The sequence below is a fragment of the Micromonospora yongxingensis genome, from assembly GCF_052601155.1.
The window spans coordinates 54,890-78,685 of record NZ_JBQXEO010000022.1; the positions used below are offsets into that span (position 1 = coordinate 54,890).

Annotated in this window: 21 protein-coding genes and 2 pseudogenes; 15 read left to right on the forward strand and 8 right to left on the reverse strand. The window is 71.8% G+C overall.

Translation table 11 applies throughout. The annotated features are described in order from the left end of the window. From abc-f to ACTWLT_RS23870, 3 genes are all read right to left on the reverse strand, one after another. The gene (abc-f, locus tag ACTWLT_RS23860; RefSeq protein ID WP_445320298.1) at positions 1–1,638 is read right to left on the reverse strand and encodes a ribosomal protection-like ABC-F family protein; all 1,638 of its coding nucleotides are present in this window, start codon (positions 1,636–1,638) and stop codon (positions 1–3) included. Positions 1,639–2,003: 365 nt separating this feature from the next. Next, the gene (locus ACTWLT_RS23865) at positions 2,004–2,699 is read right to left on the reverse strand and encodes a response regulator transcription factor (protein WP_445320299.1); all 696 of its coding nucleotides are present in this window, start codon (positions 2,697–2,699) and stop codon (positions 2,004–2,006) included. Beyond that, the gene (locus tag ACTWLT_RS23870; protein WP_445320300.1) at positions 2,696–4,282 is read right to left on the reverse strand and encodes an ATP-binding protein; all 1,587 of its coding nucleotides are present in this window, start codon (positions 4,280–4,282) and stop codon (positions 2,696–2,698) included. Before ACTWLT_RS23870 ends, ACTWLT_RS23865 begins: the two co-directional genes overlap by 4 nt. 114 nt (positions 4,283–4,396) lie before the next feature. On the opposite strand from ACTWLT_RS23870, the gene ACTWLT_RS23875 reads away from it, so the two are divergent. Next, entirely contained in the window at positions 4,397–5,776 is a 1,380-nt protein-coding gene (locus ACTWLT_RS23875) for a cation:dicarboxylate symporter family transporter (RefSeq protein ID WP_445320301.1), read from the forward strand. 227 nt (positions 5,777–6,003) lie between these two features. Then, entirely contained in the window at positions 6,004–6,294 is a 291-nt protein-coding gene (locus ACTWLT_RS23880; protein ID WP_445320302.1) for a hypothetical protein, read from the forward strand. A gap of 125 nt (positions 6,295–6,419) precedes the next feature. On the opposite strand, the gene ACTWLT_RS23885 is transcribed toward ACTWLT_RS23880, so the two are convergent. Next, positions 6,420–7,004 carry a TetR/AcrR family transcriptional regulator gene (locus tag ACTWLT_RS23885; protein ID WP_445320303.1) on the reverse strand — a complete coding sequence of 195 codons (585 nt, stop codon included), beginning with the start codon at positions 7,002–7,004 and terminating at the stop codon, positions 6,420–6,422. A 77-nt stretch (positions 7,005–7,081) separates the two neighbouring features. Between ACTWLT_RS23885 and ACTWLT_RS23890 the strand changes: the two genes are divergently transcribed. Beyond that, positions 7,082–7,615, forward strand: a complete 534-nt coding sequence (locus tag ACTWLT_RS23890) for a GNAT family N-acetyltransferase (RefSeq protein WP_445320304.1) — start codon at positions 7,082–7,084, stop codon at positions 7,613–7,615. Between the two features lie 42 nt (positions 7,616–7,657). On the opposite strand, the gene ACTWLT_RS23895 is transcribed toward ACTWLT_RS23890, so the two are convergent. The 3 genes and pseudogenes from ACTWLT_RS23895 to ACTWLT_RS23905 form a co-directional block, all read right to left on the reverse strand. Continuing rightward, entirely contained in the window at positions 7,658–7,990 is a 333-nt protein-coding gene (locus tag ACTWLT_RS23895) for a pentapeptide repeat-containing protein (RefSeq protein WP_445320305.1), read from the reverse strand. A 143-nt stretch (positions 7,991–8,133) separates the two neighbouring features. Further along, positions 8,134–8,277, reverse strand: a pseudogene (locus ACTWLT_RS23900) (GntR family transcriptional regulator); the annotation flags it as partial. A 255-nt stretch (positions 8,278–8,532) separates the two neighbouring features. Then, complete coding sequence (locus tag ACTWLT_RS23905) at positions 8,533–9,699, reverse strand: hypothetical protein (RefSeq protein ID WP_445320306.1); 1,167 nt, start codon at positions 9,697–9,699, stop codon at positions 8,533–8,535. A 166-nt stretch (positions 9,700–9,865) separates the two neighbouring features. Between ACTWLT_RS23905 and ACTWLT_RS23910 the strand changes: the two genes are divergently transcribed. Together ACTWLT_RS23910 and ACTWLT_RS23915 are read left to right on the forward strand one after the other, a co-directional pair. After that, positions 9,866–12,055, forward strand: a complete 2,190-nt coding sequence (locus ACTWLT_RS23910) for an FUSC family protein (protein ID WP_445320307.1) — start codon at positions 9,866–9,868, stop codon at positions 12,053–12,055. A gap of 187 nt (positions 12,056–12,242) precedes the next feature. Next, positions 12,243–13,280, forward strand: coding sequence for an aminotransferase class V-fold PLP-dependent enzyme (locus tag ACTWLT_RS23915; RefSeq protein ID WP_445320308.1), 1,038 nt, complete (start codon positions 12,243–12,245; stop codon positions 13,278–13,280). Between the two features lie 21 nt (positions 13,281–13,301). Here ACTWLT_RS23915 and ACTWLT_RS23920 read toward each other — a convergent pair whose 3' ends face one another. Beyond that, entirely contained in the window at positions 13,302–14,474 is a 1,173-nt protein-coding gene (locus tag ACTWLT_RS23920) for an acyl-CoA dehydrogenase family protein (RefSeq protein WP_252419128.1), read from the reverse strand. A 97-nt stretch (positions 14,475–14,571) separates the two neighbouring features. Between ACTWLT_RS23920 and ACTWLT_RS23925 the strand changes: the two genes are divergently transcribed. From ACTWLT_RS23925 to ACTWLT_RS23970, 10 genes and pseudogenes are all read left to right on the forward strand, one after another. Next, positions 14,572–15,228, forward strand: coding sequence for a TetR/AcrR family transcriptional regulator C-terminal domain-containing protein (locus tag ACTWLT_RS23925; protein WP_252419129.1), 657 nt, complete (start codon positions 14,572–14,574; stop codon positions 15,226–15,228). A gap of 56 nt (positions 15,229–15,284) precedes the next feature. Next, positions 15,285–16,742, forward strand: a complete 1,458-nt coding sequence (locus tag ACTWLT_RS23930; RefSeq protein ID WP_445320309.1) for an aldehyde dehydrogenase family protein — start codon at positions 15,285–15,287, stop codon at positions 16,740–16,742. Further along, entirely contained in the window at positions 16,739–17,881 is a 1,143-nt protein-coding gene (locus ACTWLT_RS23935; protein ID WP_445320310.1) for an alcohol dehydrogenase catalytic domain-containing protein, read from the forward strand. Before ACTWLT_RS23930 ends, ACTWLT_RS23935 begins: the two co-directional genes overlap by 4 nt. Before the next feature lie 21 nt (positions 17,882–17,902). After that, a pseudogene (locus ACTWLT_RS23940) lies at positions 17,903–18,040 on the forward strand (helix-turn-helix domain-containing protein); the annotation flags it as partial. 106 nt (positions 18,041–18,146) lie between these two features. Next, positions 18,147–18,698: a LysR substrate-binding domain-containing protein gene (locus ACTWLT_RS23945; protein ID WP_445320311.1), complete on the forward strand. Its 552-nt coding sequence runs from the start codon at positions 18,147–18,149 to the stop codon at positions 18,696–18,698. A gap of 292 nt (positions 18,699–18,990) precedes the next feature. After that, positions 18,991–19,752 carry an ABC transporter ATP-binding protein gene (locus ACTWLT_RS23950; protein ID WP_445320312.1) on the forward strand — a complete coding sequence of 254 codons (762 nt, stop codon included), beginning with the start codon at positions 18,991–18,993 and terminating at the stop codon, positions 19,750–19,752. After that, positions 19,739–20,431, forward strand: coding sequence for an ABC transporter ATP-binding protein (locus ACTWLT_RS23955; RefSeq protein WP_252419135.1), 693 nt, complete (start codon positions 19,739–19,741; stop codon positions 20,429–20,431). The genes ACTWLT_RS23950 and ACTWLT_RS23955 overlap by 14 nt, the downstream gene beginning before the upstream one ends. Positions 20,432–20,482: 51 nt before the next feature. Continuing rightward, positions 20,483–21,733: an ABC transporter substrate-binding protein gene (locus tag ACTWLT_RS23960; protein ID WP_445320313.1), complete on the forward strand. Its 1,251-nt coding sequence runs from the start codon at positions 20,483–20,485 to the stop codon at positions 21,731–21,733. A 12-nt stretch (positions 21,734–21,745) separates the two neighbouring features. Next, a complete protein-coding gene (locus tag ACTWLT_RS23965; RefSeq protein WP_252419137.1) occupies positions 21,746–22,627 on the forward strand; it encodes a branched-chain amino acid ABC transporter permease in 882 nt (293 codons plus the stop codon). Next, the gene (locus ACTWLT_RS23970) at positions 22,624–23,637 is read left to right on the forward strand and encodes a branched-chain amino acid ABC transporter permease (protein ID WP_445320314.1); all 1,014 of its coding nucleotides are present in this window, start codon (positions 22,624–22,626) and stop codon (positions 23,635–23,637) included. The genes ACTWLT_RS23965 and ACTWLT_RS23970 overlap by 4 nt, the downstream gene beginning before the upstream one ends. The last annotated feature ends 159 nt before the right edge of the window (positions 23,638–23,796 follow it).

Genomic DNA, 23,796 nt, shown 5'->3' on the forward strand with positions numbered 1-23,796 from the left:
TCAGCCCCGGTCGGGGGCCGCGATCTCCCGCAGCTGGCCGTCGGCCAGCCGCAGCCAGCGCTGCACGCCGATCTCGGCGAGGAACCGTTCGTCGTGGCTGACCACCACGAACGCGCCCTGGTACGCGCTCAGCGCGCTCTCCAACTGGGCGACGCTGACCAGGTCCAGGTTGTTGGTCGGCTCGTCGAGCAGCAGCAGTTGCGGTGCCGGTTCGGCGCAGAGCACGCAGGCGAGGGTGGCGCGCAGCCGCTCGCCGCCGGAGAGCACCCCGACGGGCAGGTTCACCCGCGCGCCCCGGAACAGGAACCGGGCGAGCAGGTTCATCCGCTTGGCGTCCGGCAGGCTCGGCGCGTACGCGGCGAAGTTCTCCGCCACCGTGCGGTCGAGGTCCAGCAGGTCCAGCCGCTGCGACAGGTACGCGATCCGCCCGTCGGCCCGCTTGATCTCGCCGCCGGTTGGGTCGAGGTCACCGTCGACGAGGCGCAGCAGGGTCGACTTGCCCGCACCGTTGGGGCCGGTGAGCGCGATCCGCTCCGGTCCCCGGATCACCAGGTCGGCGCCGTCGCCGGCGAACAGGTCCCGGTCGTCGAAGCGGACCCGCATGCCCTGCCCGGAGAAGACCGTGCGGCCGGCCGGGACGGTGGTGTCCGACAGGTCCACGACGATCCGGTCCTCCTCGCGCAGCGCCCGACCGGCCTCGTCGAGCCGGGCCTTGGCCCCACCGAGTCGGCTGGAGTGCGTCTCCTGCGCCCGGCCCGCCGACTCCTGCGCGCTGCGCTTGAGCCCACCGGCCACGATCCGGGCCAGCCCCGCGTTCTTCAGGTTCCGGCTGGCGTTGCTGGCCCGTCGGTCGGCCCGCTCGCGGGCCTGCTGCATCTCCCGCTTCTCCCGCTTGACCTCCTGCTCGGCGTTGCGGATGTTGCTCTCGGCCACCTCCCGCGCCGCCCGCACCGCCTCGGTGTACGCGGTGAAGTTGCCGCCGTACCAGCGGATCTCGCCACGGTCCAACTCGGCGATGCGGTCCATCCGGTCCAGCAGCTCCCGGTCGTGGCTGACCAGCAGCAGGCAGCCGGTCCACTCCGTCAGCACGTCGTAGAGCTTGTGCCGCGCCTCCAGATCCAGGTTGTTGGTGGGCTCGTCGAGCAGCAGCACGTCCGGGCGCCGGAGCAGCTGCGCCGCCAGTCCGAGGGAGACCACCTGGCCGCCGGAGAGGGTGCGCAGCCTCCGGTCGAGTGACAGCTCGCCCAGGCCGAGGCGCTCCAGCTCGGCGCGGGTGCGCTCCTCGATGTCCCAGTCGTCGCCGATCGTGGCGAAGTGCTCCTCGCCGGCGTCGCCGGCCTCGATGGCGTGCAGCGCAGCGATCCGCTCGGCGACGCCCAGCACCTCGGCCACGGTCAGGTCGCCGGCCAGCGGCAGGGTCTGCGGGAGGTAGCCGAGCACACCGTCGACGGTGACGCTGCCGCCGCTGGGCCGCAGCTCCCCGGCGATCAGCCGCAGCAGGGTGCTCTTGCCGGTGCCGTTGGGCGCGACGAGGCCGGTGCGGCCGCCGGGGACGGTGAAGGACAGCTCCGAGAAGACCGGGGTGTCGTCCGGCCAGGAGAAGGACAGGTTCGAGCAGACGATGAAGGCATCAGACATGCGAGTGACCTCAAAGGGTGGGTGGGCGCGCCGGAGCCGCCCGAGGAAACCGGACTGGTGAAACGACGGCATGGCCACGGCGGCTGCGCGGACGCGCCGAACGGTGGCCTGAGACATCCGGTATCACCCGGAGATGTCGTCGTCACCCGCCATGTCTGGTCTCCCTCGTCAACCGCTGACACCCAACTCCGCAAAGTCTAACAACGGATCTTCCCCCCGCCACCGCATTGCCTGCGCGCTCCCCACCCCGACCCTTACCGCGCCCTCCACCCGGCGATCTTGCACTTCCGGTCGCGGAAATGTCGCTAGCGCGGCAATAGTCCCGACAGAAAGTGCAAGATCGCCGGGGTGGGGGTGGGTGGCGCTCACCGGGGGCGGTACTCGACCTCCGGGCGGCCGGGGGTGCCGTAGCGGGGGTGGCGGGCGGCCCGGTCGATGGTCACCAGGTACTCCAGGTAGCGGCGGGCGGTCACCCGTGAGATGCCGGTCCGTGTGCTCACCTCGGTCGCGGACAGCCCCGCCTCCGCGTCGGCCTCCTCGGTGAGGGCGGCGCGTACCCGGTTCAGGGTCTGCGCGTCGAGGCCCTTGGGCAGGCTGTGCCCGGCCGTGCCGCGCAGGGTGGCGAACATCTGGTCCACCTCGTGCTGGGCGGCCACCTCGCCGTCGGCGAGCGCCTGGGCGCGGTAGTCGGCGTACCGCTCCAGCTTGTCGCGGAACGCGGCGAACGTGAACGGCTTGAGCAGGTAGTGGGTCACCCCCAGGGAGACCGCGGTGCGGACCACCGCCAGGTCCCGCGCGGAGGTCACCGCCAGCACGTCGACGCTGCTGCCCGCCGCGCGCAGCGCCCGGCAGACGTCCAGGCCGTGCAGGTCGGGCAGCCGGAAATCGAGGAGTACGAGGTCCACGTCGCCGCCTTCGTTGGCGCGCAGCGCCGCCATCGCCGCCCGCGCCGTGTGCGCCACCCCGACCACCACGAAACCGGGAACCCGCTCGGTGTACGCCGCGTGCGCCTCGGCCAGCAGCGGCTCGTCCTCGACGACCAGCACCCGGATGTCGGTCATCGGCGTGCCGCGACGATCGGCAGGCGCACGGTGAACAGGCTGCCGCCGTCGTCCGAGCGGCCCACCTCGGAGCGGCCGCCGTGCCGGTGGACCACCTGCCCGACCAGTGCCAGGCCGAGGCCCCGGCCGGTGCTCTTCGTGGACCAGCCGCGCCGGAACGCGTCCGCCACCCGGTCCGGTGCCAGCCCCGGGCCGCTGTCGGCGACCCGCACCGTCAGCTCGTCGTCGACGACCCCGATGAAGACCCGCACCCGGCGGGGAGCCGGCGTACCGGCCACCGCTTCGAGGGCGTTGTCGACCAGGTTGCCGACCACCGTGAGCAGGTCGCCGGTGGGCAGAGGACTGTCGTCGAGGCGGCAGTCCGGCTCGATCACCAGGTCCACCCCCCGTTCGCTGGCCTGCGCCGACTTGCCGAGCAGCAGCGCGGCCAACGCCGGCTCGGTCACCGCGCCGACCACCCGGTCGGTCAACTGCTGGGCGAGGGCCAGGTCGCGGGTGCCGAGCCGGACGGCCTCGTCGGCGCGGCCCAGCTCGACCAGGGTCAGCACGGTGTGCAGCCGGTTGGCCGACTCGTGGGTCTGCGCCTGCAACGCCTCGGTCAGGGCGCGCACCGAGTCCAACTCGCTGGCCAGGGTGCGCAGCTCGGTCTGGTCGCGCAGGGTGAGCACGGTGCCGAGCACCGCGCCCTCGAAGCGGGTGGTCCGCTGGTTGGCGACCAGCACCCGGTCACCGGCGAGGATGGGCTCGTCGCGGGCGTCCCGCCCGGAGCCGAGCAGCTCGGCCACCGCGGGCGGCAGGTCGATCCCGGCCACCGGTTGGTCGATCACCTGCGCGTCCGTGTCGAGGCCCAGCAGCCGGCGTCCCTCGTCGTTGACGAGCGCCACCCGCCGGTCGCGGGTCAGGACGACCAGACCCTCGCGCACGGAGTGCAGGACCGCGTCGTAGTACTCGTACATCCGGGTCATCTGGGCCGGCCCGAGGCCGTGCGTCTGCCGGCGGAGCCGGCGGCTGAGCAGCCAGGAGCCGGTCGCGGCGAGGGCGAGCGCCGGTGCGACGACGCCCAGGAGCACCGGTAGTTGGCCGAGGAGTTTGCGGTCGATCGCCCGGGTGGTGATGCCCACCGACACCAGGCCGACGATGCGCCGCTGATCGTCGTACACCGGAACGACCGCGCGCACCGACTCGCCGAGCGTGCCGACGTTGGTGATCGTGAACGGGTGGCCGGCCAGGGCGGGCTCGATCTCCCCGACGAACGGGCGGCCGATCAGCTCCCGGGTCGGGTGCGAGTAGCGGGTCCGGTCGGGGGCCATCACCACCACGAAGTCGGTGCCCGTGGCCAGCCGGGTCGACTCGGCGTACGGCTGGAGGGTGCCGGCCGGGTCGGCGGTCGTGAGGGCCGCGCGGACGTCGGGGGAGCGGGCCACGGTCTGCGCCACCGCAAGCACCTCCTCCTGCGCGGCCTGGCGGGAGTCGCTGCGGGCCAGCCACACGGCCCCCGCCGCGCCGGCCAGCACGAGCAGCGTCACCACCACCGCCTGGAGGGCGAACAGTTGCCCCGCGATGCTCCACTGGCGTCGGGCCACCTCCACCACCTCCTCGTTGCGCCGGTGTCGCCGGCCGGTTTCGTTTGCGAATTTCGCGGTGAACAGAATGACCGCAAGGCTGTCAACACCTGAGACGCGCTTCACATTGTCGGCATGGACTCCACCGCATCCACCACCACACCGACACCGTCGGTCCGACGGGACCGTACCCGTTATCTCTACCTGGCCGTCATCGTGGCCGTGCTGGCCGGCATCGTGGTCGGCCTCGTCGCCCCCGACTTCGGCAAGGAGCTCAAGCCGATCGGCACCGGCTTCGTCAACCTGATCAAGATGATGATCAGCCCGGTCATCTTCTGCACCATCGTGCTGGGCGTCGGCTCCGTGCGGCAGGCGGCGAAGGTCGGCAAGGTCGGTGGCCTCGCCCTGGGCTACTTCCTCACCATGTCGACGGTCGCGCTCGCGATCGGCCTGGTGGTCGGCAACCTCATCCACCCGGGTTCGGGCCTGGACCTGGGCCAGGACCTCGCCGGTGCGGGCAAGGCCGCCGCCGGTGACGAGGCCGGCGGTACGACGGAGTTCCTCCTCGGGATCATCCCGACCACGCTGCTCTCCGCGCTCACCGAGGGCGAGGTGCTCCAGACGCTGCTGGTGGCGCTGCTGGTCGGCTTCGCCGTCCAGGCCATGGGCCGGCGCGGTGAGCCCGTGCTGAGTGCCATCGGGGTCATCCAGCGGGTGGTGTTCAAGGTGCTCGCCATGATCATGTGGCTGGCGCCGATCGGCGCGTTCGGCGCCATGGCGGCCGTCGTCGGCGCGACCGGCGTGGACGCGCTCAAGAGCCTCGCGCAGATCATGGTCGGCTTCTACGCCACCTGCCTGATCTTCGTGGTGGTGATCCTCGGCGCGCTGCTCTGGTTCATCGCCCGGATCTCGATCTTCTCGCTGCTGCGCTACCTGGGCCGGGAGTTCCTGCTGATCCTGTCGACCTCGTCGTCGGAGTCGGCGCTGCCGCGGCTGATCGCGAAGATGGAGCACTTCGGCGTGAGCAAGCCGGTCGTCGGCATCACGGTGCCGACCGGGTACTCGTTCAACCTCGACGGGACGGCGATCTACCTGACGATGGCGTCGCTGTTCATCGCCGACGCGCTGGGCAAGCCGCTGTCGATCGGCGAGCAGGTGTCACTGCTGCTGTTCATGATCATCGCTTCCAAGGGTGCTGCTGGCGTGACCGGTGCTGGGCTGGCGACGCTGGCTGGTGGGCTTCAGTCGCACCGGCCGGACCTCGTGGACGGTGTCGGTCTGATCGTGGGCATCGACCGGTTCATGTCGGAGGCTCGGGCGCTGACCAACTTCGCCGGCAACGCGGTGGCGACCGTGGTGGTGGGGACCTGGACCGGGGAGTTCGATCGGGACCGGGCGGTCGGTGTGCTGCGCGGCGACGACCCGTTCGACGAGGCGACGATGCTCGACGAGCACGACGAGGACGAGTCCGATCCGCGGCGGTCCGACGACGAGCGGGCCGCCGTACCGGCCTGATCTCGCGATCAAGGACCTCCCAGGGTCGCCTTGGCCGAGCGCAGGCGCGACCCCTGGGTTATCGCTCAGGCAGGTGCGAGGCCACCTCCCGGAAACGGGAGGTGGCCTCTCTGCTGGTGTACGGCAGTGTTGTGCAGCAATCGCGGTTGTTGTGTGCGGGCGCCACCGCGAGGGTGGTGACCGTGACGAACATGCTGAGGGTTCAGGACCTTCGCCAAATGTGCGCAATGCTGCTGGACGCAGTGGAACAGCGGTTCGGGTCGGACATCGAGCTGTCGGGCGTCGGTGTCGACGCCTACTGGGACGTCGACCTGCGGACCGCGTTCGAGCTGCGGGAGGACCCGGCACCGGGGATCGATGTCGGGCAGAGCAGCGACGACATCGCGGAGTTGACCGCGCTGCTGCGCCGTCCGACGGACGACGTGCCGGTGCTCTGGCACGACCTGCAACACCTTGCCGGAGCCCTGCGGCTACTGGCCTATCTCGACCTACCAGCTACGGGAGCCGGCGAGAGCTGAGGCCAGCCGCTGTGAATGATGCCCTCTGCGAGCTAGTACCACCCTGGCCCTGGCCGCCCTCGCCGTCTTGGTCGTCCGCGCCGCTGACGCCGCTCAAGACGATCCGGTCACGAAGGGCGGCTACTTCAGCGGCCGAGGCCGTAGGCCACCAGGGCGGCGTCGAGCATGCGTTCCTGCTGATCCGCCGGGTAGGCAGCGGGATCCGCGGCGGCGAGAGCCGCGACCCCCTCGGTCATTGCGATCAGCCCCAGGGCGACCGCGGCGACCTGGTCGACCGGCCAGTCCGGGGCGGCCGCGGCGACCAGCCGCTCGGCCCGTTGCCGCCAGGCTCGGTTGTTGCGGCGGTGCATGCCGATTAGTTCGGCGTCCGCCACCGCCGCAGCCAGGAAGCCCACCCAGACGATGCTCCAGTTGGTCGTCTCCGGATCGGTCGCCATGCCCTGGCGGAGGACCGCGTGCAGCGCTGCCCGCGGCGAGGTGGCCGCGGCCTCGAGTGCCTCAACCCGCTGCCGGGTGGTGTCGTGCAGCAGTTGTCGGGCGTGCAGCAGCAGCGCTCGACGGTTCGGGAAGCGGTGCATGACCAGGCCCGTCGTGCAGCCGGCCGCCGCGGCGACCGCACGCACTGTCAGCTTTTCCAGGCCCTGCTGCGCGAGCACGTCCCAGACCGCGCGCGACAGCGCCTCGCCCTGAGCCGTTCGGTCTGCAGGCATTGTCACGACTCTCACCTCTTCATGGTCGTAACGAATGTTACCGTAACGCTTGTTACGGAGTATTGGTGAGGAGCGGCATGACCTGGATCATCACGCAGCGGCCGTGGACCGACCCGGTGGGCGAGGCGTTACGTGTGGCGCAGAAAGCCGAACTCGACCTCCGCTACGGTACCGACGACCATGAGCCCGGCACGCCGCCGACGGCCGAGAACATCGACCTGTTCCTGGTCGCGGTCGAGGAAGCCACCGGCCAACCGCTCGGCTGCGCCGCGCTGCGCCGCCTCGACCCGGTCACCGTCGAGGTGAAGCGGATGTACGTGGTACCGAAGAGCCGCGGCTCGGGGGTGGCGACCGACTTGCTCCGAGGGCTGGAGGAGGCCGCACAGGAGCGCGGTTGGACGACCATCCGGCTGGAGACCGGCCCGGCCCAGCCGGACGCGATGCGCTTCTATGAGCGCGAGGGCTACCGCGAGATCCCGCTATTCGGCGCGTATGTGGGCTCCGACAACTCGGTCTGCTACGAACGCGTCCTCCCTGACGGAGCACCCCGGCCGCAGCCCACAGCGCGGCTCCGATCACGCGGTGGCCGCCCCTACATCCACCGGCGCTGACGTAGATCCCAAACGGCGGCTGCCGTACTAGCAGCGCCGGGGTCAGCGGCCAGGGGTGCCGTGCGGCCATCCAATGACACGGTCGGCGGTGACACCTCGGACGTTGGACCCGTCCCACCGGACCCCGGTAACGTCCGTGAGCCCGTACTCCGGATTGTGCGTCGAGACGTAGCCGAACTGCGCGTAGGACAGATCGGTGTCACGCAGATCGGCATCCCGCAGATCGCAGCCAGAGAAGCGAGTGCCTCGGATGGAGGCACCCCGAAGGTCGGCGCCGCGGAAATCACACAGCTTGAAAGATTGCCCATCAAGGGTGCGATGCCGAAGATCGCGACCCACGAACGACTGTCTAGTCGCGCCGGGCAGGATGCTCATCCGCGAACCGTAGCCGGATCGTTCCTTGCCGAACCACCGGCTTTTCGCGCGCTCTACGTGAGACGCATCAGCCGGCGCAGGGCAGCCGACCGCCGCCTGTGTGGGAGGACTCCCGATACGTCTATGGACCAGGCGCTGTGTAACTACTCCGCGACGAAGACGCCCACGCCTGGCAACGTCTCAGTCATGCCCTTGATCCGTAGCACGTGCATGGCACGGTCGATGACCGGCTCTGTAACGCCATAGTGCTCGATCAGCTCTCGTCGGCTGGGCAGCTTGGAGCCCGGCGCGGCCGGGTGACGAGAAGTTCCACTACAGCGACGGCTCCCACAAGTGGATCCCACCCGACCCGGATTACGACCAGGAGGTCTGGGACGAGCAGGTCCGCCAACACAAGCACGGCCACCTGAGAAACGAGCGAGCCAAGGTCCGAATCCAGCGCCTCGTCTGACGCCGGCAGCACAGCAGCGGAGTGCAGCAGCCGTGCCAACTCAGCCGAGCCGAGAAGACGGCCGTCTCGCCGAGAGTTCAATTCGAAGCGGTCACTCCACGGCTGAGTGACCGGTCGAGGTAGACGGAACCTGGTGCTCCACCGGGAGGCTCCACAGCAGGAGCTGGAACGGGTCGTCGCCGCAGGTGAGCCAGGTGCCGTCCCCAAGCGCCATCGGACTCTCCGAAACGGGCAGTGGGTACTCGACCTGACCGAGCACGTCACCCTGCGCCGCGTCGACGAGCCAATGCTGCGGGCGACCGTACTCCTCGTCGTTCTCCTCGGCGCTTGCGATCACCGTGCGCTCGTCGACGAAGCCGCACCGGTAGTCCCAGTAGGGCTCCTCCGCCGTCTCCGACCGTGGCTGCGGGTCCGACTGAAGTTGGTCGGCGGAAACCTCGTGCAGGACCGCTCCGTCGGGAAGCCGATGGACGGCCAGGTCTCCCTGGTCGTGAGCGACCGTGAGGAACAGCGTTCCGGACGGGCTGACATCGATGAGGGAGCGGTCGTCATCCCCGATGGAGGTGACGGTGAGTCGGGCGCCGTCCCACCGACCCCACCGCAGCGGGACACCGTCCTGGCCCTCGCCGATGCTGAGGCCCATCTGGCCGAGGTCCGGGTGGGGAACGTGGTGGGACCCGGCGGCTGCGGTGCCGGTCGAGGCCCGTCCCAGGATGCGGCCGTCGGCGGCGTCGATCACGAGCCACGCCTCGTCGTGCTCCGGCTCGGCGTCGTCCGGCAGTGGGGTGCGTACGTGCGCCCACACCGTCGAGCCGTCCGCGCTGATCCAGCAGGAGCCCTGATCGGGATAGCGGTGCTCGCCGGTGCCCGCGTACTCCTCGTAGGACTCGTGGTGGGACGAGCAGGGCGAGCCCCAGCAGGCGTGCCGCACCCTCCACCGCAGCGCGCCAGTCTCGTCGACCGCGTGCAGCGCGTGCTGACCGCTGAAGACCGCCAGGTCGAGGGTGGGGCTCACCGTATCGACGCCACCCGCCCCACGCGGCCATGGCGCTGGGAACCGCGCGGCGGGAGTGACGTCACCGCCGAGGAGCCGGTCGAGGTCGTAGGCCGACAGTTCGTCGTCCCGGCGGATCACGACGAGCCGGCGATGCGGCCACCGCTGGACGGCGGGAGTGTCAGCAGTGCTGGCGATACCGGGTACGCGAGGCGAGTTCGACGGAATCTGGAAGGACGTCACGAGGCGAGGGGTGAAGCGCACCGAGACATCCTGCCAGGACTCGCCCCTACCACGGCTCCGAGAATTCCGCCTCGTTCTCCCTTGACCCGGGTGTCCTCTGAATCGCCGCGAAACCCGCCGCTGCCGCGAGGCTCCGTGGAAAATGGTGGGCCGGGGAGGGTGTCGCGACGAACCCGGGGGACCAGGCGTGGTCGGAACCAGCCTCCTGGGCCGGCTTCGCAGTCGTGACCCGGGGGATGCCGTCCTGCGGCGCGCCGCACGGCTGACCCTCGTCGCGTCCGTCGTCTTCTATGCCTGCCGCTACGGCGTCGGCAGCCCGATGCTCGCCACGTACGGCCTGTTCGGCGTGGTCGCCTCCGGGGCGTTCGCGCAGCTGCCCGGGCCGGCGCCCCAGCGGGCGCGGATCCTGGTCAGCACACTGCCGGTGGTCTGGGCGCTGATCAGCGCGGGCACGGTGTTGGCGGGCAGCACCTGGATGGCGTCCGTCGGGATGCTGGTCATCGGGTTCGTCGTGGCGTTCGCCGGGGTCGGCAATCCGCGCCTGCTCGGGTTGGGCAGCGCGTTCCAGCTCTTCTACATCCTGGCGTCCTTCCCGCCGTACGATCCGGGCACCCTGCCGGAGCGGTTGGCCGGGGTCACGCTCGCCATCGTGGTGCTCGCCGTGGCCGAGGTGTTCCTCTGGCCCGATCCGGTGCCGCTGTCCTACCGGCAACGGCTGGCCGAGGCGGCGGACGGTGTGGCGGCGTTTCTGGATGCCGCGGCGGACGTGCTGACCGACCCGCACGGCGGTGACGGTGGTCGGGCGGCGCGGCGCGAGCGGGCGTCCGCTGCGGTGGCGGAGCTCGCGTTGATCCGTACCCCCGCGGCGTGGGCACCGACCGCGGCCGACGCGCGTGACCGCGCACTGCGGGTCTGCTCGGCGGCGTTGCGGGAGGTGCTCGCCGAGGCGGACCGGTTGGCGGCGGAGGCTCCACCGGAGCCGATCCCGGACCTGGCGGCGGCGCGGCTGCTGCGGTCGTGCGCCGACACGACCCGTGCCGCCGGCCGGAGCCTGTCGCCGGGTGCGCCGCCGATTGACCTCGGCGGCCTGGACGCTGCGGTCCTGCAAGCTGAGATGGCGTACCCCGGCGGGCGGGATGGCCGCGGCGACGCGCCGGACGTACCCCGGTTGTGCCGGGACGCGACCGCGCTGGCCCTCGCCGGTCAGGTGCGGGTCCTCGCCGTCGGCGCCCGGGTGGCCGCCGGGTCGCGGCTCGACGACGGGGATGACTACTCGGGGCTGTTCGAGTTCGCGCGGCACGGCCCGTGGTCGCTGTACTGGCGGCAGTTCCGCGCCCACCTCGCACCCAGCTCGGCCCACCTGCACAGCTCGCTGCGACTGGCGGTGGCGCTGGCCATCGCCCGGGTGGCCGCCGGGACGCTGCAACTCACCCACGGCTTCTGGGTGCTCCTGGCCACCCTCACCGTTCTGCGCACCTCGGCCGCGGACACCCGCACCGCGTTGCGGCCCGCCGTGGTGGGCACAACCGTCGGCGCCGTCGTCAGCGGTGGGTTGATGCTCGTCATCGACGAGCCGATCGTGTACGCCGTCGCGTTGCCGGTCACCCTGATGCTGGCCTTCGGCGTCGGCCGCCTGCTCGGCCCGGTCTGGCAACAGGCGCTGTTCACCGTCCTGCTGACGTTCGTCTTCGCCCAGCTCGCCCCCGAAGGGTGGCGGCTCGCCGAGGCCCGCCTGGTCGACGTCCTGCTCGGCGCGGTGATCGGCGTGCTCGCCGGCGTGGCCATGTGGCCGCGCGGCGCGAGCCGCGACCTCCGGCACAACGCCGCCCGCTATCTGGTGGCCAGCGGGGACGCGGTCGAGCAGACCGTGCAGGCGGTGCTCGGCGGTCCACCGCCCGACCGAGCCCTCCACCGCGTGCGGCAGCGGATGATCCTGGTCGACTCGTCGCACAGCCAGTACCACTCCGAGCGGCACGACCAGCCGAGCCGGCGGGTGGACTGGGACGGGGTCCTGGGCGCCGGGCACCACGTGATGGCCGGTGCCGAGTCCCTGCTGCGCCGCAACCCACCCGGCTGCCTCGCCGGCTGGGCGCCGGCCGCGGGCTTGCTGCGGGAGTCGGCCCGCGAGCTGCACTCGGCGTACGACGACCTCGCCGACCAGATCGCCCACGGTCTGCCCTCAGGGCCGGTGCCCACCCCGCCCGGCTGCGTCGACGAACTCGACCGGATCCGCCCGCTGCTCGGCGATGTCGACTCCCGGCCCTCGGTCCGCCATCTCGTGGAGGTCGACCAGTGGCTCGCCGCCCTCGCCGACAGCCTCGCCCGGATCCACCCGCCCGCCGACGGCTCATCCGCCGATCGGGGCGGGAAGCCGTGAGCCGGAGCGGGTGCCGCTGGGCCGGGAGGATGCCGACGAGCGTGATACCTCAGAGTCATATCTATACCTGAGAGTCATCCCGCTCTTCAGGAACTGCCCGCCCCCGGGCACCGCCGCAGGCGCGCGGCAGGCCGCCGATCGCTGATTGGCCGTGCCTCTCCGAGCCGGGCTCGCCTAGCGTCGAGCCATGGAGATTGAGCAGGCGCAGAAGCTCTGGCAGCCGGAGCCCGGCTGGTTGAACACCGCCTCCTACGGGCTACCGCCCGAGCCGGCCTGGACGGCGATGCAGGAGGCCCTCGCCGGCTGGCGGGTCGGCAGTACGTCCTGGGAGGGCTGGGGCGACTCCGTGAACCGGGCGCGTACTGCGTTCGCCGGCCTGATCGGCGTGCCGAGCGAGGACGTGGCGGTCGGGGCGACCGCCTCGCAGATGCTGGCACCGGTCGCGGCGGCGCTTCCGGCCGGGACGACGGTGCTCGTCCCCGAAATCGAGTTCACCTCCAACCTCTTTCCCTGGCTGGCCCAGGAGGAGCGGGGCGTCACGGTCCGCACCGTACCGGCGGACGGGCTGGCCGACGCGATCGACGCCGACACCGATCTGGTCGCGTTCAGCCTGGTGCAGTCGGCCGACGGCTCCGTCGCGGCGTACGACGAGATCGTGGCCGCGGCCCGCGCGCACGGTGCGCTGGTCGTGGTGGACGCGAGCCAGGCGTGCGGCTGGCTGCCGTTCGACGGGAGCCTGGCCGACGTGGTCGTGGTGAGCGGCTACAAGTGGGTGATGGGCCCGCGGGGCTGCGCGTACGCCTATCTGGCCCCGGCGTTGCGTGACCGGCTGCGCCCCGACGCCGCAGGCTGGTACGCGGGCCGCGACCCGTACGCCTCCTACTACGGCCCGCCGCTGCGGCTGGCCGACGACGCCCGCCGGTTCGACATCTCACCGGCGTGGTTCAGCTGGGTGGGCGCGGCGCCCGCCCTGGAGTTGGTCGCCGAGATCGGCGTGCCGGCGATCCGGGCGCACGACGTGGCGCTGGCCAACCGGTTCCTGACCGGGCTGGGCCGACCGCCGGGGGAGAGCGCCATCGTCATCGTCGACGTGCCCGACGCGGAGCGGCGCCTGGCGGCGGCCGGCATCCGGGCGGCGGTACGCGCCGGGCGGGTCCGGGCCTCGTTCCACGTCTACTCCACGGAGGCCGATGTGGACGCCGCCCTGACGGCGCTGACCGGCTGAGCCGGTCAGCGCCCCATCCGCTCAGGCCAGGTGGCCACCGATCTTCGTGTAGCCGCGCAGCAGGTCCCGCGAGATGATCAGTCGCTGCATCTCGTCGGTGCCCTCGAAGATCCGGTAGAGGCGGACCTGCCGGTACCAGCGCTCGATGGGCAGCTCCCGGGTGTAGCCCATCCCGCCGTGGATCTGGAGCACCCGGTCGACCACCCGGTTGACCATGCCGGCGCCGTAGAGCTTGCCCATCGACGAGGCGTGCCGGGGATCCATGCCCTGGTCGACCGTCCACGCCGACTTCAGCACCAGCCAGCGGGCGGCCTCCAGCTCGGTTTCCGAGTCGGCGATCATCCACTGGATGGCCTGGTTGGTGCCGATCTTCGCGCCGAAGGTCTCCCGGGTGTTGGCGTGGTCGATCGCCATCTGAAGGACCCGCTCGGCGATGCCGATGGCGTGCGACGGGATGGTGTAGCGGCCCTTGCCGATCCACTCCATGCCGAGCGTGAAGCCCTGCCCGATCTCGCCGAGGATGTTGCGGTGCGGCACGCGTACGCCGTCGAAGATCAGGGACGCGGGGCCGCCCTCGCCCATGGTCTGGATGAACTCCGACCGCCAGCCCATCGCCCGGTCCACCAGGAACGCGGTGGCGCCGCCGTTGCGGGCGCCCTTCTCCCGGTCGGTCACCGCGACCACGATGGCGAAGTCCGCCTCGTTGCCGCCGGTGATGAAGGTCTTCTCGCCGTCGAGGATCCAGTCGTCGCCGTCCCGGCGGGCGGACAGCCGGATGTTCGCCGCGTCCGAGCCGGCGCCCGGCTCGGTGATCGCGAAGCAGGAACGCCGCTCGCCCTCGATGGTCGGGATGAGGAACTCGCGCTTCTGCTCCTCGGTGGCGTGGAACAGGATGTTGTCGGCCTCGCCACCGAAGCGGAACGGCACGAACGTGTGGCCCAGCTCCGTCCAGATCAGCGACTGAAGGACGGCCGGCAGGTTCATGCCGCCGTACTCCTCGGGGGTGGCCAGGCCCCAGAAGCCGAACTTGCGCGCCTTGAGTTGCAGCTCGCGGACCTCGGAGTGGTCCAGGCCGGGCTGGTGCGCCCGTTCCCGGCGGAGCACCTCCGCCTCCAGCGGCATCACCTCGCGGCGGATGAACGACCGGACGGTGTCCCGTACCGCCCGCTCCTCGTCGGTCAGCGAAAAGTCCACGGTGGTCCTCCTGGCGTCGGTGCTGCCGGTCACCCTTAAACTAGCGGTGTAAGTTTTGCCGCGTCCAGACCCCGTGGCCGAACCCGCGAGGAGCGCAGTGCCCCGACCACGTCAGCCCCGGCTCACCCGGCAGCTCATCGTCGAGACCGCCACGGCGGTGATCGACGCCGAGGGCCTGCCGGCGCTGTCCACCCGCCGGCTCGCCGCCGAGCTGGGCGTGCGCGGGCCGTCGCTCTACAACCACTTCGCCACCAAGGACGAGATCCTGGACGCCGTCGCCGACACCGTCACCGGCGCCGTCGACACCAGCGGCTTCGCCAGCCGGGACTGGGCCGCGGCGCTGCGCGACTGGGCGTGGTCGTACCGGCGGGCGCTCACCGCCCACCCGAACATCGTGCCGTACCTGGCCCAGGGACCGGGCCGTCGGCCGGCCGCGCTGGCCATGGCCGACGCGGTCTACGGCGGCCTGGTACGCGCCGGCTGGCCGCCGGCCCGGGCCACCCACATCGGCGCGGCGCTGCGGTACTTCGTGGCCGGGTCGGCGCTCGGCTCGTTCGCCCGCGGCTTCGTCGAGGACCCCGAGCTGTACGCCGCGCACTACCCGCACCTGCGCCAGGCGCACCGGCTCGCCGAGCACCAGCAGAGCGTGGACGAGGGAGCCTTCGCCCTCGGCCTGGACGCCCTGCTGCACGGCCTGGTCGCCGAGTACGCCCGCACCGTCGACCCGGTGGAGTCCGCCCGTCCCAGCGGGTAGCGTCCAAACTCCCAGCGCTAGTTTCATCGCCCATCGCCCACCCCCGAAGGGACGACATGGACCTCGCCGCCCCGCCGTCGCAACTGCTGCCCGACGCCCTGCGCCTGCGGCGCCACCTGCACATCGCCGGCGAGTGGACCCAGTCCACCGGCGGCGACGTGATCGAGGTGGAGAACCCGGCCACCGGTGAGCTGATCGGGCAGGTGCCCGCCGGCACACCGACGGACGTGGACCGGGCCGTCGCCGCGGCCCGCGCCGCCTTTCCCGGCTGGGCGGCCGCCGCCCCCGCCGAGCGCTCCGCGTGCCTCGACCGGCTGCACATCGCGCTCGCCGCGCGCGCCGACGACCTGGCCCGCACCGTCGCCGTGGAGCTGGGCGCGCCGCTCAAGCTCGCCACCCGGGTGCAGGTCGGGCTGCCGCTGACCGTGCTGCGCGACCACGTCGCGCTCGCCGCCCGCCCACCGGTCGAGGAGAGCATCGGCAACTCGCTCGTCGTCCGCGAGCCGATCGGCGTGGTCGGCGCGATCACCCCGTGGAACTACCCGCTGCACCAGGTCATGGCGAAGCTGGCGCCCGCGCTCGCCGCCGGCTGCACGGTGGTGCTCAAGCCCAGCGAGCTGACGCCGCTGACGGCGTACCTGCTCTTCGACGCGGTCACCGAGGCCGGGCTGCCGCCCGGCGTGCTCAACCTGGTCCCGGGCACCGGCCCGGTGGTCGGCGAGGCGCTCGCCGGGCACCCCGACGTCGACCTGGTCTCGTTCACCGGCTCCACCGCCACCGGCGCGCGGATCATGCGGCTCGCCGCCGACCGGATCGCCCGGGTCGCACTGGAGCTGGGCGGCAAGTCGGCCAACGTGATCCTCCCCGACGCCGACCTGGCCACCGCGGTCAAGGTGGGCGTCGGCAACGCCCTGCTCAACTCCGGCCAGACCTGCACCGCGTGGACGCGGATGCTGGTGCACCGCGACCGGTACGCCGAGGCGCTCGACCTGATCGCCGCCGCGGTGGCCGGCTACCGCCTCGGCGACCCGTTCGACCCGGCCACCCGGCTCGGTCCGCTGGTCTCCGCCGCCCAGGCCGAGCGGGTCCGCGGCCACGTCGACCGTGCCCTCGCCGACGGCGCCCGGCTGGTCGCCGGAGGCCCGGACGCACCCGTGCCGGCCCGGGGGCACTTCGTCGCACCGACCGTCTTCGCCGACGTGCACCCGGACAGCGCGCTCGCCCAGGAGGAGGTGTTCGGCCCGGTTCTCGCCGTCATCCCGTTCGACGACACCGACGAGGCGGTGGCCATCGCCAACAACTCCAAGTACGGGCTTGCCGGCGCCGTGTGGTCCGCCGACACCGACGCCGCGCTCGCGGTGGCCCGGCGGCTGCGCACCGGCGCCGTCGACATCAACGGAGCACCGTTCAACCCGCTCGCCCCGTTCGGCGGCTACAAGCAGTCCGGCCTGGGCCGCGAGCTGGGAGTGCACGGCCTTGCCGAGTTCTGCGAGCTGAAGGCGATCCAGCGATGACCGGCCCCGAGCTGTCCCCGACCGTGTCGGCGGGTGGCGCCGAGCCGGCGCCCGCGCCGGTCACCGTCCGCGCGCTCGTCGCGCGCGGGCCCGGTGCCGAGTTGCGGGTCGAGCAGGTACGTCTGCCCGCGCCGGGCCCCGGCGAGGTGCGGGTGGACATCCGCGCCGCCGGTGTCTGCCACTCCGACCTGTCCATGGTGAACGGCACCCTCGCCGCGAGGTTCCCGCTGGTGCTCGGGCACGAGGCGACCGGGGTGGTGGCCGAGACCGGGCCGGGCAGCCGGCTGGCGATCGGCACCCCGGTGGTGCTCAACTGGGCACCGGCCTGCCGGGACTGCTGGTGGTGCCGGCACGGCGAGCCGTGGCTCTGCGCCGCCACCACCGCACCGACCGTGCCGCGTGGCGAAACCGACGACGGCACCCCGTTGCACCTGACCCTCGGCCTCGGCGCGCTCGCCGAGGCGGTGGTGGTGCCCGAGCGCGCCGTCATCCCGATCCCCGCCGGGCTGCCGCCCGAGCAGGCCGCGCTGCTCGGCTGCGCGGTGCTCACCGGCGCGGGCGCGGTCCGCAACACCGCCGGGGTGGCTCCCGGCGAGTCGGTGGCGGTCATCGGGCTCGGCGGTGTCGGGCTCGCCGTGCTCAGCGCGGCCCGCCGGGCTGGCGCCACGACGATCCTCGCCGTCGACGTCGCCGAGGCGAAGCGGGACCTGGCGCTCGCCGCCGGGGCGACCGACTTCCTGCTCTCCGACGACCGGCTCTCCAAGGAGGTACGCGCGCGCACCGAGGGTCGGGGCGTCGACCACGCCTTCGAGTGCGTCGGCCGGGCCGCCACCATCCGGGCGGCCTGGCGGCTCACCCGGCGCGGAGGAACGGTGACCGTGGTCGGCATGGGCGCGAAGGACGACATGGTCAGCCTCGGCGCCCTCGACATCTTCCACTCCGCCCGCACGCTGCGCTCCTCGGTGTACGGCTCGTCCGACCCCGACCGGGAGGTGCCCGTGCTGGCCGCCGAACTGGCCGACGGTGCGCTGGATCTGGGCGTGCTGGTCAGCGGCACGATCACGCTGGACGAAGCGCCCACGGCGTTCGACCGCCTTGCGCGGGGCGAGGGCGCCCGCTGGGTGGTCACCCTGGACTGAGCCGAACGGTTCGTCACCGCCGTACGGTCGGGCAGCATCAGCCGCGCCGCGACCGCGCTCGGGCATACCCAGCCCGCTCTCAGCCAGCAGTTGCGCAGGCTCGAAAGCGCCGTCGGCCGTCCGCTGCTGCACCGGTCGCCGTCGGGCGTCTCGCCGACCCGGGCGGGTGAGGAACTCCTGCCGTACGCCGAACGCATCCTCTCGCTCTGCGCACAGGCACTCACCGAAACCGGACGCGCGCTGACCGGCCACTGCGGCGTCCCGGTTGCTCGAGGACCTCGCCGCGGCCCAGCTGCCGCAGGCCCTCGCCGACCTCGCCCGGCTGCACCCCGGCGCGACGCTGGAGGTGCTCAGCGTTTCCAACGCCGCCATGCGGGAGGCCTACGACGCGGGCCGCGTCCAACTCGTGCTCGACGCGGTGCCGGACATCCCCGCGCCGCCGCGCTGGACGGTGCGCCGCCCGCTCGTCTGGGCGGTCGGCCACGGTGTGGACGTGACCGTCGATCCGCTGCCGGTGGTGCTGTTCTCGAACCCGTGCTTCTGGCGTACGTCCGTGCTGGAATCGCTGGAAGGTGCCGGTCGGCGTTGGCGGGTGGCCTTCGAGAGCAACAGCCTGGTCGGGGTGCTCGCCGCGGTACGGGCCGGGCTCGGCGTCGCCGCGGTCATGCCCGCGAACCTCGAACCGGTCATGGCCTGCCACGACGCGGACGCCCTGCCTGTGCTGCCGGACGTCGAGCTCGGTCTCGCACGGCACCCACGGACGGAGGGTGACCCGCTGATCGATGCCGTGGAGACCGCGCTGCGTCGGATGGTCTGAGCCTCGCGCGGGTGCGACGAGAGCCGGTGCGACGGCGACCACGATCGCCATGGTGAAGCCGATGGGCATGGGGTTGGGGCCTTCCGCTGGGCCTTGTGGATCATCAAACTGGGGGCCTGGTCGAGCCGGCGGCACGAGCAAGTAGCTCCCGCACACGTCACCTGCGGGTCGAATATGGAGCCGACCGACATGGCTCGACTCCCGCGGCCCGCCGTAGGTTTCGTCCACGCGACGGCCCTGTGACCACGGTCACCGAACCGGCCGTCGCCGTGACCCTGCGGAGGATGAGGCGATGGCCGGGCAAGCGCTCCTGTCGGCCCGTGGGCTGACCCGCGACTTCCGGGGCTTCCGGGCCGTTGACGACGTCGACCTCGACGTCGCGCCGGAGAGCGTGCACGCGCTGGTCGGCCCCAACGGCGCCGGCAAGACCACCCTGTTCAACCTGCTCACCGGCTTTCTGCGGCCCAGCGGCGGGCGGATCGAGCTGGACGGGCGGGACGTCACGGGCCTGCCTCCCGAGCAGGTAGCCCGACTCGGCGTGGCGCGCTCGTTCCAGATCACCAGCCTCTTTCCGCAGCTGTCCGCCCGGGAGCACGTCGCCCTGGCCCTGCAGTCGTCCAGTGGGCTGGGCTGGCGGTTCTGGCGCTCGGCGAAGCTGATGGGCCGCTACACCGAGCGTGCCGACGAACTGCTGGCCATGGTGGGGCTGGCCGACCTGGCCGACGCCCCGTCGGAGTCGCTGGCGTACGGCCGCAAGCGGGCCCTGGAGCTCGCCATCGCCCTTGCGCTGGACCCGAAGGTGCTCCTGCTCGACGAGCCGACCGCCGGGATGGGCCTCGAGGACGTCGACCGCACCGTGGAGCTGATCGGCCGGGTGCGCGAGGGCCGGACCGTGGTGATGGTCGAGCACAACATGAGTGTGGTCGGCCGACTCGCCGACACCGTCACCGTGCTGCAGGCCGGCAAGGTCCTCGTCGAGGGCCCGTACGAGCAGGTCCGCGCGGACGAGCGCGTGATCACCGCCTACCTGGGAGCCGCTGATGCTGCGCATTGAGAACCTCTCCGCCTGGTACGGCGAGGCGCAGGTGCTGCGCGACGTCAGCCTGGAGGTCGCCGCCGGCGAGGTGGTCACCCTGGTCGGGCGCAACGGCGCCGGCAAGTCGACGCTGCTGCGCTGCGTGATGGGGTTGCACCCCGGTCAGCGCGGCACGGTGGAGCTGGACGGGCGTGACGTCGGCAAGCTGCCGGCGCACAAGCGGGCCCGGCTGGGGCTGGGCTGGGTGCCCGACGACCGGGGCAGCTACGCCACCCTCACCGTCACCGAGAACCTCACCCTGCCTCCCACGGTCGGCCCCGACCCGTGGTCGCTGGAGCGGGTGTACGAGGCGTTCCCCGCCCTCTACACCCGCCGCGACTCGGCGGCGACGATGCTCTCCGGCGGCGAGCAGCAGATGCTCGCGCTGGCCCGGGTGCTGCGGATGGGCGCCCGGCTGCTGCTCTGCGACGAGCCCACCGAAGGGCTCTCCCCACTGCTCGTGCAGCAGGTCGGTGACCTGCTGCGGGAGGCCAAGCGGCACGGGGTGACCGTGCTGCTGGTCGAACAGAACCTGCACTTCGCCACCGGCGTCGCCGACCGGCACTACCTGCTGGCCGAGGGACGTGTCGCGGAGGCGATGGACAACTCCGAGGTGCGCTCGCGGGAACGCGAGCTGCTGGCGTACCTCGGGATCTGAATTGTCTCAACGACGACCCGCGCGACGACGCGCGGAATGGATGGAGTGAGCATGCGCAGGACGGTGGGTGTGGCCGCGGTGTCGGCCGCGGTGGTGCTGGTCGCCGGTTGCGGCGGCGGTGGACCCCAGTCGGGCGGCGACCAGAAGCTGACCGGCGACAAGATCGTGCTGGGCGTGCTCAACGACCAGTCCGGGGCGTACTCGGAGCTGTCCGGGAAGAACTCGGTGACGGCGGTGGAGATGGCGATCGCCGACTTCACGGCCAAGTACGGCGACAAGGCGGTGACCAAGGACATCACCGTGGAGACCGCCGACCACCAGAACAAGCCGGACGTGGCCAACTCCAAGGCGCAGGAGATGTACGACCGCAAGGGCGTCGACCTGATCCTGGACGTGCCGACCTCGTCGGCGGCGCTGAAGGTCGCCGACGTGGCGAAGGAGAAGAAGAAGCTCTACTTCAACATCGGGGCGGCGACCACCGACCTGACCGGCAAGAGCTGCAACAAGTACACGTTCCACTACGCCTACGACACGTACATGCTGGCCAACGGCACGGGCAAGACCACGACCGAGCAGATCGGCAAGAACTGGTACATCCTGTACCCGAACTACGCCTTCGGCCAGGACATGGAGAAGAGCTTCTCCACCGCCATCACGGCGGCCGGCGGCAAGGTCGTCGGCAAGGACGGCGCGCCGTTCCCGAACACCAGCGGTGACTTCTCGACGTTCCTGCTCAAGGCGCCGACGCTGAACCCGAAGCCGGACGTGCTGGGCACCATGCAGGCCGGCGCCGAGCTGGTCAACGTGGTGAAGCAGTACAACGAGTTCAAGCTGCGGGACAAGGGCGTGGGCCTCGCGGTGGGTCTGATGTTCCTCACCGACATCCACTCGCTCACCCCGGCCGCGCTGACCGGCACCACCTACACCGACGCCTGGTACTGGAACTTCGACGCGAAGAACCGGGAGTTCGCCGACCGGTTCCAGCAGAAGGCCGGCACCCGGCCGACGTTCGCGCACGCGGCCAACTACTCCGCCGCCCTCCAGTACCTGGAGGCGGTGCAGGCCGCCGGCACCGACGACGCGGACGCCGTGGTCAAGGGCCTGGAGGGCAAGACGGTCGAGGACGTCTTCCTGCGCAACGGCAAGATCCGTGCCGAGGACCACCGGGTGGTGCACGACGCGTACCTCGCGCAGGTGAAGCCGCAGTCCGAGGTGGCCGAGCCGTGGGACTACGTCAAGGTGCTCAAGACGATCCCCGCCGCGGAGGCGTTCCGCGCGCCGTCGGCGGACTGCAAGCTGTGAGTGTGTGACGCTGTGAGCGGATTCGCGCAGAACACGTTCAACGGGTTGGTGAGCGGGGCGTTCTACGCCCTGCTCGCCCTCGGGCTCGCGGTCATCTTCGGCATGCTGCGGGTGGTCAACTTCGCCCACGGTGCGTTCTACATGCTCGGCGCGTTCGGCGCGTACGTGCTGCTCACCGAGGCGGGTGTGCCGTTCTGGGCGGCCCTGGTGATCATGCCGGTGGGGCTGGGCCTGCTCGGCATGGCGCTGGAGCGGGCGGTCATCCACCGGTTGACCAGACTCGACCCGCTCTACAACTTCCTGCTCACCTTCGGCCTGACGCTGATCCTGCAGGACCTGGTGAAGCTGCGGTACGGCGTGCAGTCCAGCCCGTACGCCACCCCGTCGCTGTTGAGCGGGACGGTGAACTTCGGGCTCTTCGACTTCCCGACGTACCGGGTGTTCATCCTCGGCTTCGCCGTGCTGCTCTGCGTGGCGGTGTGGTGGGTGCTCACCCGTACCCGGATCGGCATGGTGGTCCGGGCGGCTACCGAGCGGCCGGACCTGACCCGGGCGTTCGGCATCGACGTCGGGCGCTGGGTGACGCCGGTCTTCGGCTTCGGCATCGGCCTGGCCGGGCTCGCCGGTGTGCTGGCCGCGCCGATGCGCGCGGTCAACCCGCTGATGGGCGCCGACCTGATCATCGTGGTCTTCGCGGTGGTGGTGATCGGTGGGCTGGGCTCGATCTTCGGCTCGGTCGCCGCCGGCTTCGGCATCGGCCTGGTCCAGGCGTGGGGCGAGGCGTACCTGTCCAACTTCCCGATCGTGTCGCAGACCATCGTCTTCGTCGTGATGGCCGTCGTGCTGCTGTGGCGGCCGGCGGGTCTGTTCGGCCGTGAGGAGGCACCGGCATGACGAGCACTGTGGACACCACGGCCGAGGCGGCGCGTCCGGCCCCGCCCTCCGGGCTGGTCGCCGTGGTCCGTGCCCCGCGCTGGGTCCGGTACGCGCTGCTCGCCGTCGGGTTGCTGGTGGCGGTCTGGCTGCCCAACGGCCTCTACCCGGCGGTGGCGGTGGACATCCTCTGCTGGGCGCTCTTCGCCGTCGCGGTGGACCTGCTGCTCGGCTTCACGGGGCTGATGTCCTTCGGGCACGCCGCGTTCTGGGGCACCTCGGCGTACGTCACCGGGTTGGTGGCCATCCACGCCGGACTGCCGTTCCCCCTCGCGGTGCTGGCCGGGGCGCTGGCCGCGGCCGTGCTGGCGGTGCCGATCGGCTACCTGGCGGTGAAGCGGACCGGCATCTACTTCGCCATGGTCACCCTGGCCTTCGCGCAGATGGTCTACTACGTGGCCAACGAGTGGCGCTCGGTGACCCAGGGTGAGAACGGCCTCCAGGGAGTGCCCCGGGACCTGTTCGGCTGGGACCTCACCGACGACTACTACTTCTACTACGCGATCCTGCCGATCGTGCTGCTCGGCCTGGCCGGCGCCTGGCGGATCGTGCACTCGCCGTTCGGCCGGGTGCTGGTCGGCATCCGGGACAACCCGGCCCGGGCCCGGGCGCTGGGTTACCCGGTGCACCGCTACAAGCTCACCGCGTTCGTGCTCTCCGGGTTCATCGCGGGCCTCGGCGGCGGGCTGTTCGCGGTCGGCCACCGGTTCGTCTCGCTGGACGTGCTGCACTGGACCACCTCCGGCAAGGCCGTCATCGTGGTGGTGCTCGGCGGGATCGGCACCCTCTGGGGCGGCGTGCTCGGCGCCGGGATCGTGGTCCGGCTGGAGGACTGGCTGTCGTTCTCCGGGTTCGAGGCGATCGGGCTGGTCACCGGCGGCATCTTCGTCCTGGTGGTGGTGTTGTTCCGGCGCGGCATCTGGGGCAGCGCCGCCGCGCTGGCCCGCCGGCTGGCGGCACGCCGCCGGTAAATCCCGCGACGGCGCATCCACCGCGCGCCGTCGCAGCGAACCCCCGGGTAGGAAACGTCTACCCGGGGGTACGGGGCCGAGCAGGAGGCGCACTGCCTCGGTCTGCACGCCCTCGCCGCCGCGCTGCGCGAGCAGGGTCGTGGCTGCCTGCGTCTCGGC

What these genes read in the sequence shown, in the direction of transcription:
- abc-f (WP_445320298.1), bottom strand. Translation starts at nt 1,638, where the DNA reads ATGTCTGATGCCTTCATCGTCTGCTCGAACCTGTCCTTCTCCTGGCCG.
- ACTWLT_RS23880 (WP_445320302.1), top strand. Translation starts at nt 6,004, where the DNA reads ATGCTGCTGGACGCAGTGGAACAGCGGTTCGGGTCGGACATCGAGCTG.
- ACTWLT_RS23960 (WP_445320313.1), top strand. Translation starts at nt 20,483, where the DNA reads ATGCGCAGGACGGTGGGTGTGGCCGCGGTGTCGGCCGCGGTGGTGCTG.
- ACTWLT_RS23890 (WP_445320304.1), top strand. Translation starts at nt 7,082, where the DNA reads ATGACCTGGATCATCACGCAGCGGCCGTGGACCGACCCGGTGGGCGAG.
- ACTWLT_RS23955 (WP_252419135.1), top strand. Translation starts at nt 19,739, where the DNA reads ATGCTGCGCATTGAGAACCTCTCCGCCTGGTACGGCGAGGCGCAGGTG.
- ACTWLT_RS23950 (WP_445320312.1), top strand. Translation starts at nt 18,991, where the DNA reads ATGGCCGGGCAAGCGCTCCTGTCGGCCCGTGGGCTGACCCGCGACTTC.
- ACTWLT_RS23865 (WP_445320299.1), bottom strand. Translation starts at nt 2,699, where the DNA reads ATGACCGACATCCGGGTGCTGGTCGTCGAGGACGAGCCGCTGCTGGCC.
- ACTWLT_RS23935 (WP_445320310.1), top strand. Translation starts at nt 16,739, where the DNA reads ATGACCGGCCCCGAGCTGTCCCCGACCGTGTCGGCGGGTGGCGCCGAG.
- ACTWLT_RS23970 (WP_445320314.1), top strand. Translation starts at nt 22,624, where the DNA reads ATGACGAGCACTGTGGACACCACGGCCGAGGCGGCGCGTCCGGCCCCG.
- ACTWLT_RS23885 (WP_445320303.1), bottom strand. Translation starts at nt 7,004, where the DNA reads ATGCCTGCAGACCGAACGGCTCAGGGCGAGGCGCTGTCGCGCGCGGTC.
- ACTWLT_RS23930 (WP_445320309.1), top strand. Translation starts at nt 15,285, where the DNA reads ATGGACCTCGCCGCCCCGCCGTCGCAACTGCTGCCCGACGCCCTGCGC.
- ACTWLT_RS23875 (WP_445320301.1), top strand. Translation starts at nt 4,397, where the DNA reads ATGGACTCCACCGCATCCACCACCACACCGACACCGTCGGTCCGACGG.
- ACTWLT_RS23915 (WP_445320308.1), top strand. Translation starts at nt 12,243, where the DNA reads ATGGAGATTGAGCAGGCGCAGAAGCTCTGGCAGCCGGAGCCCGGCTGG.
- ACTWLT_RS23895 (WP_445320305.1), bottom strand. Translation starts at nt 7,990, where the DNA reads ATGAGCATCCTGCCCGGCGCGACTAGACAGTCGTTCGTGGGTCGCGAT.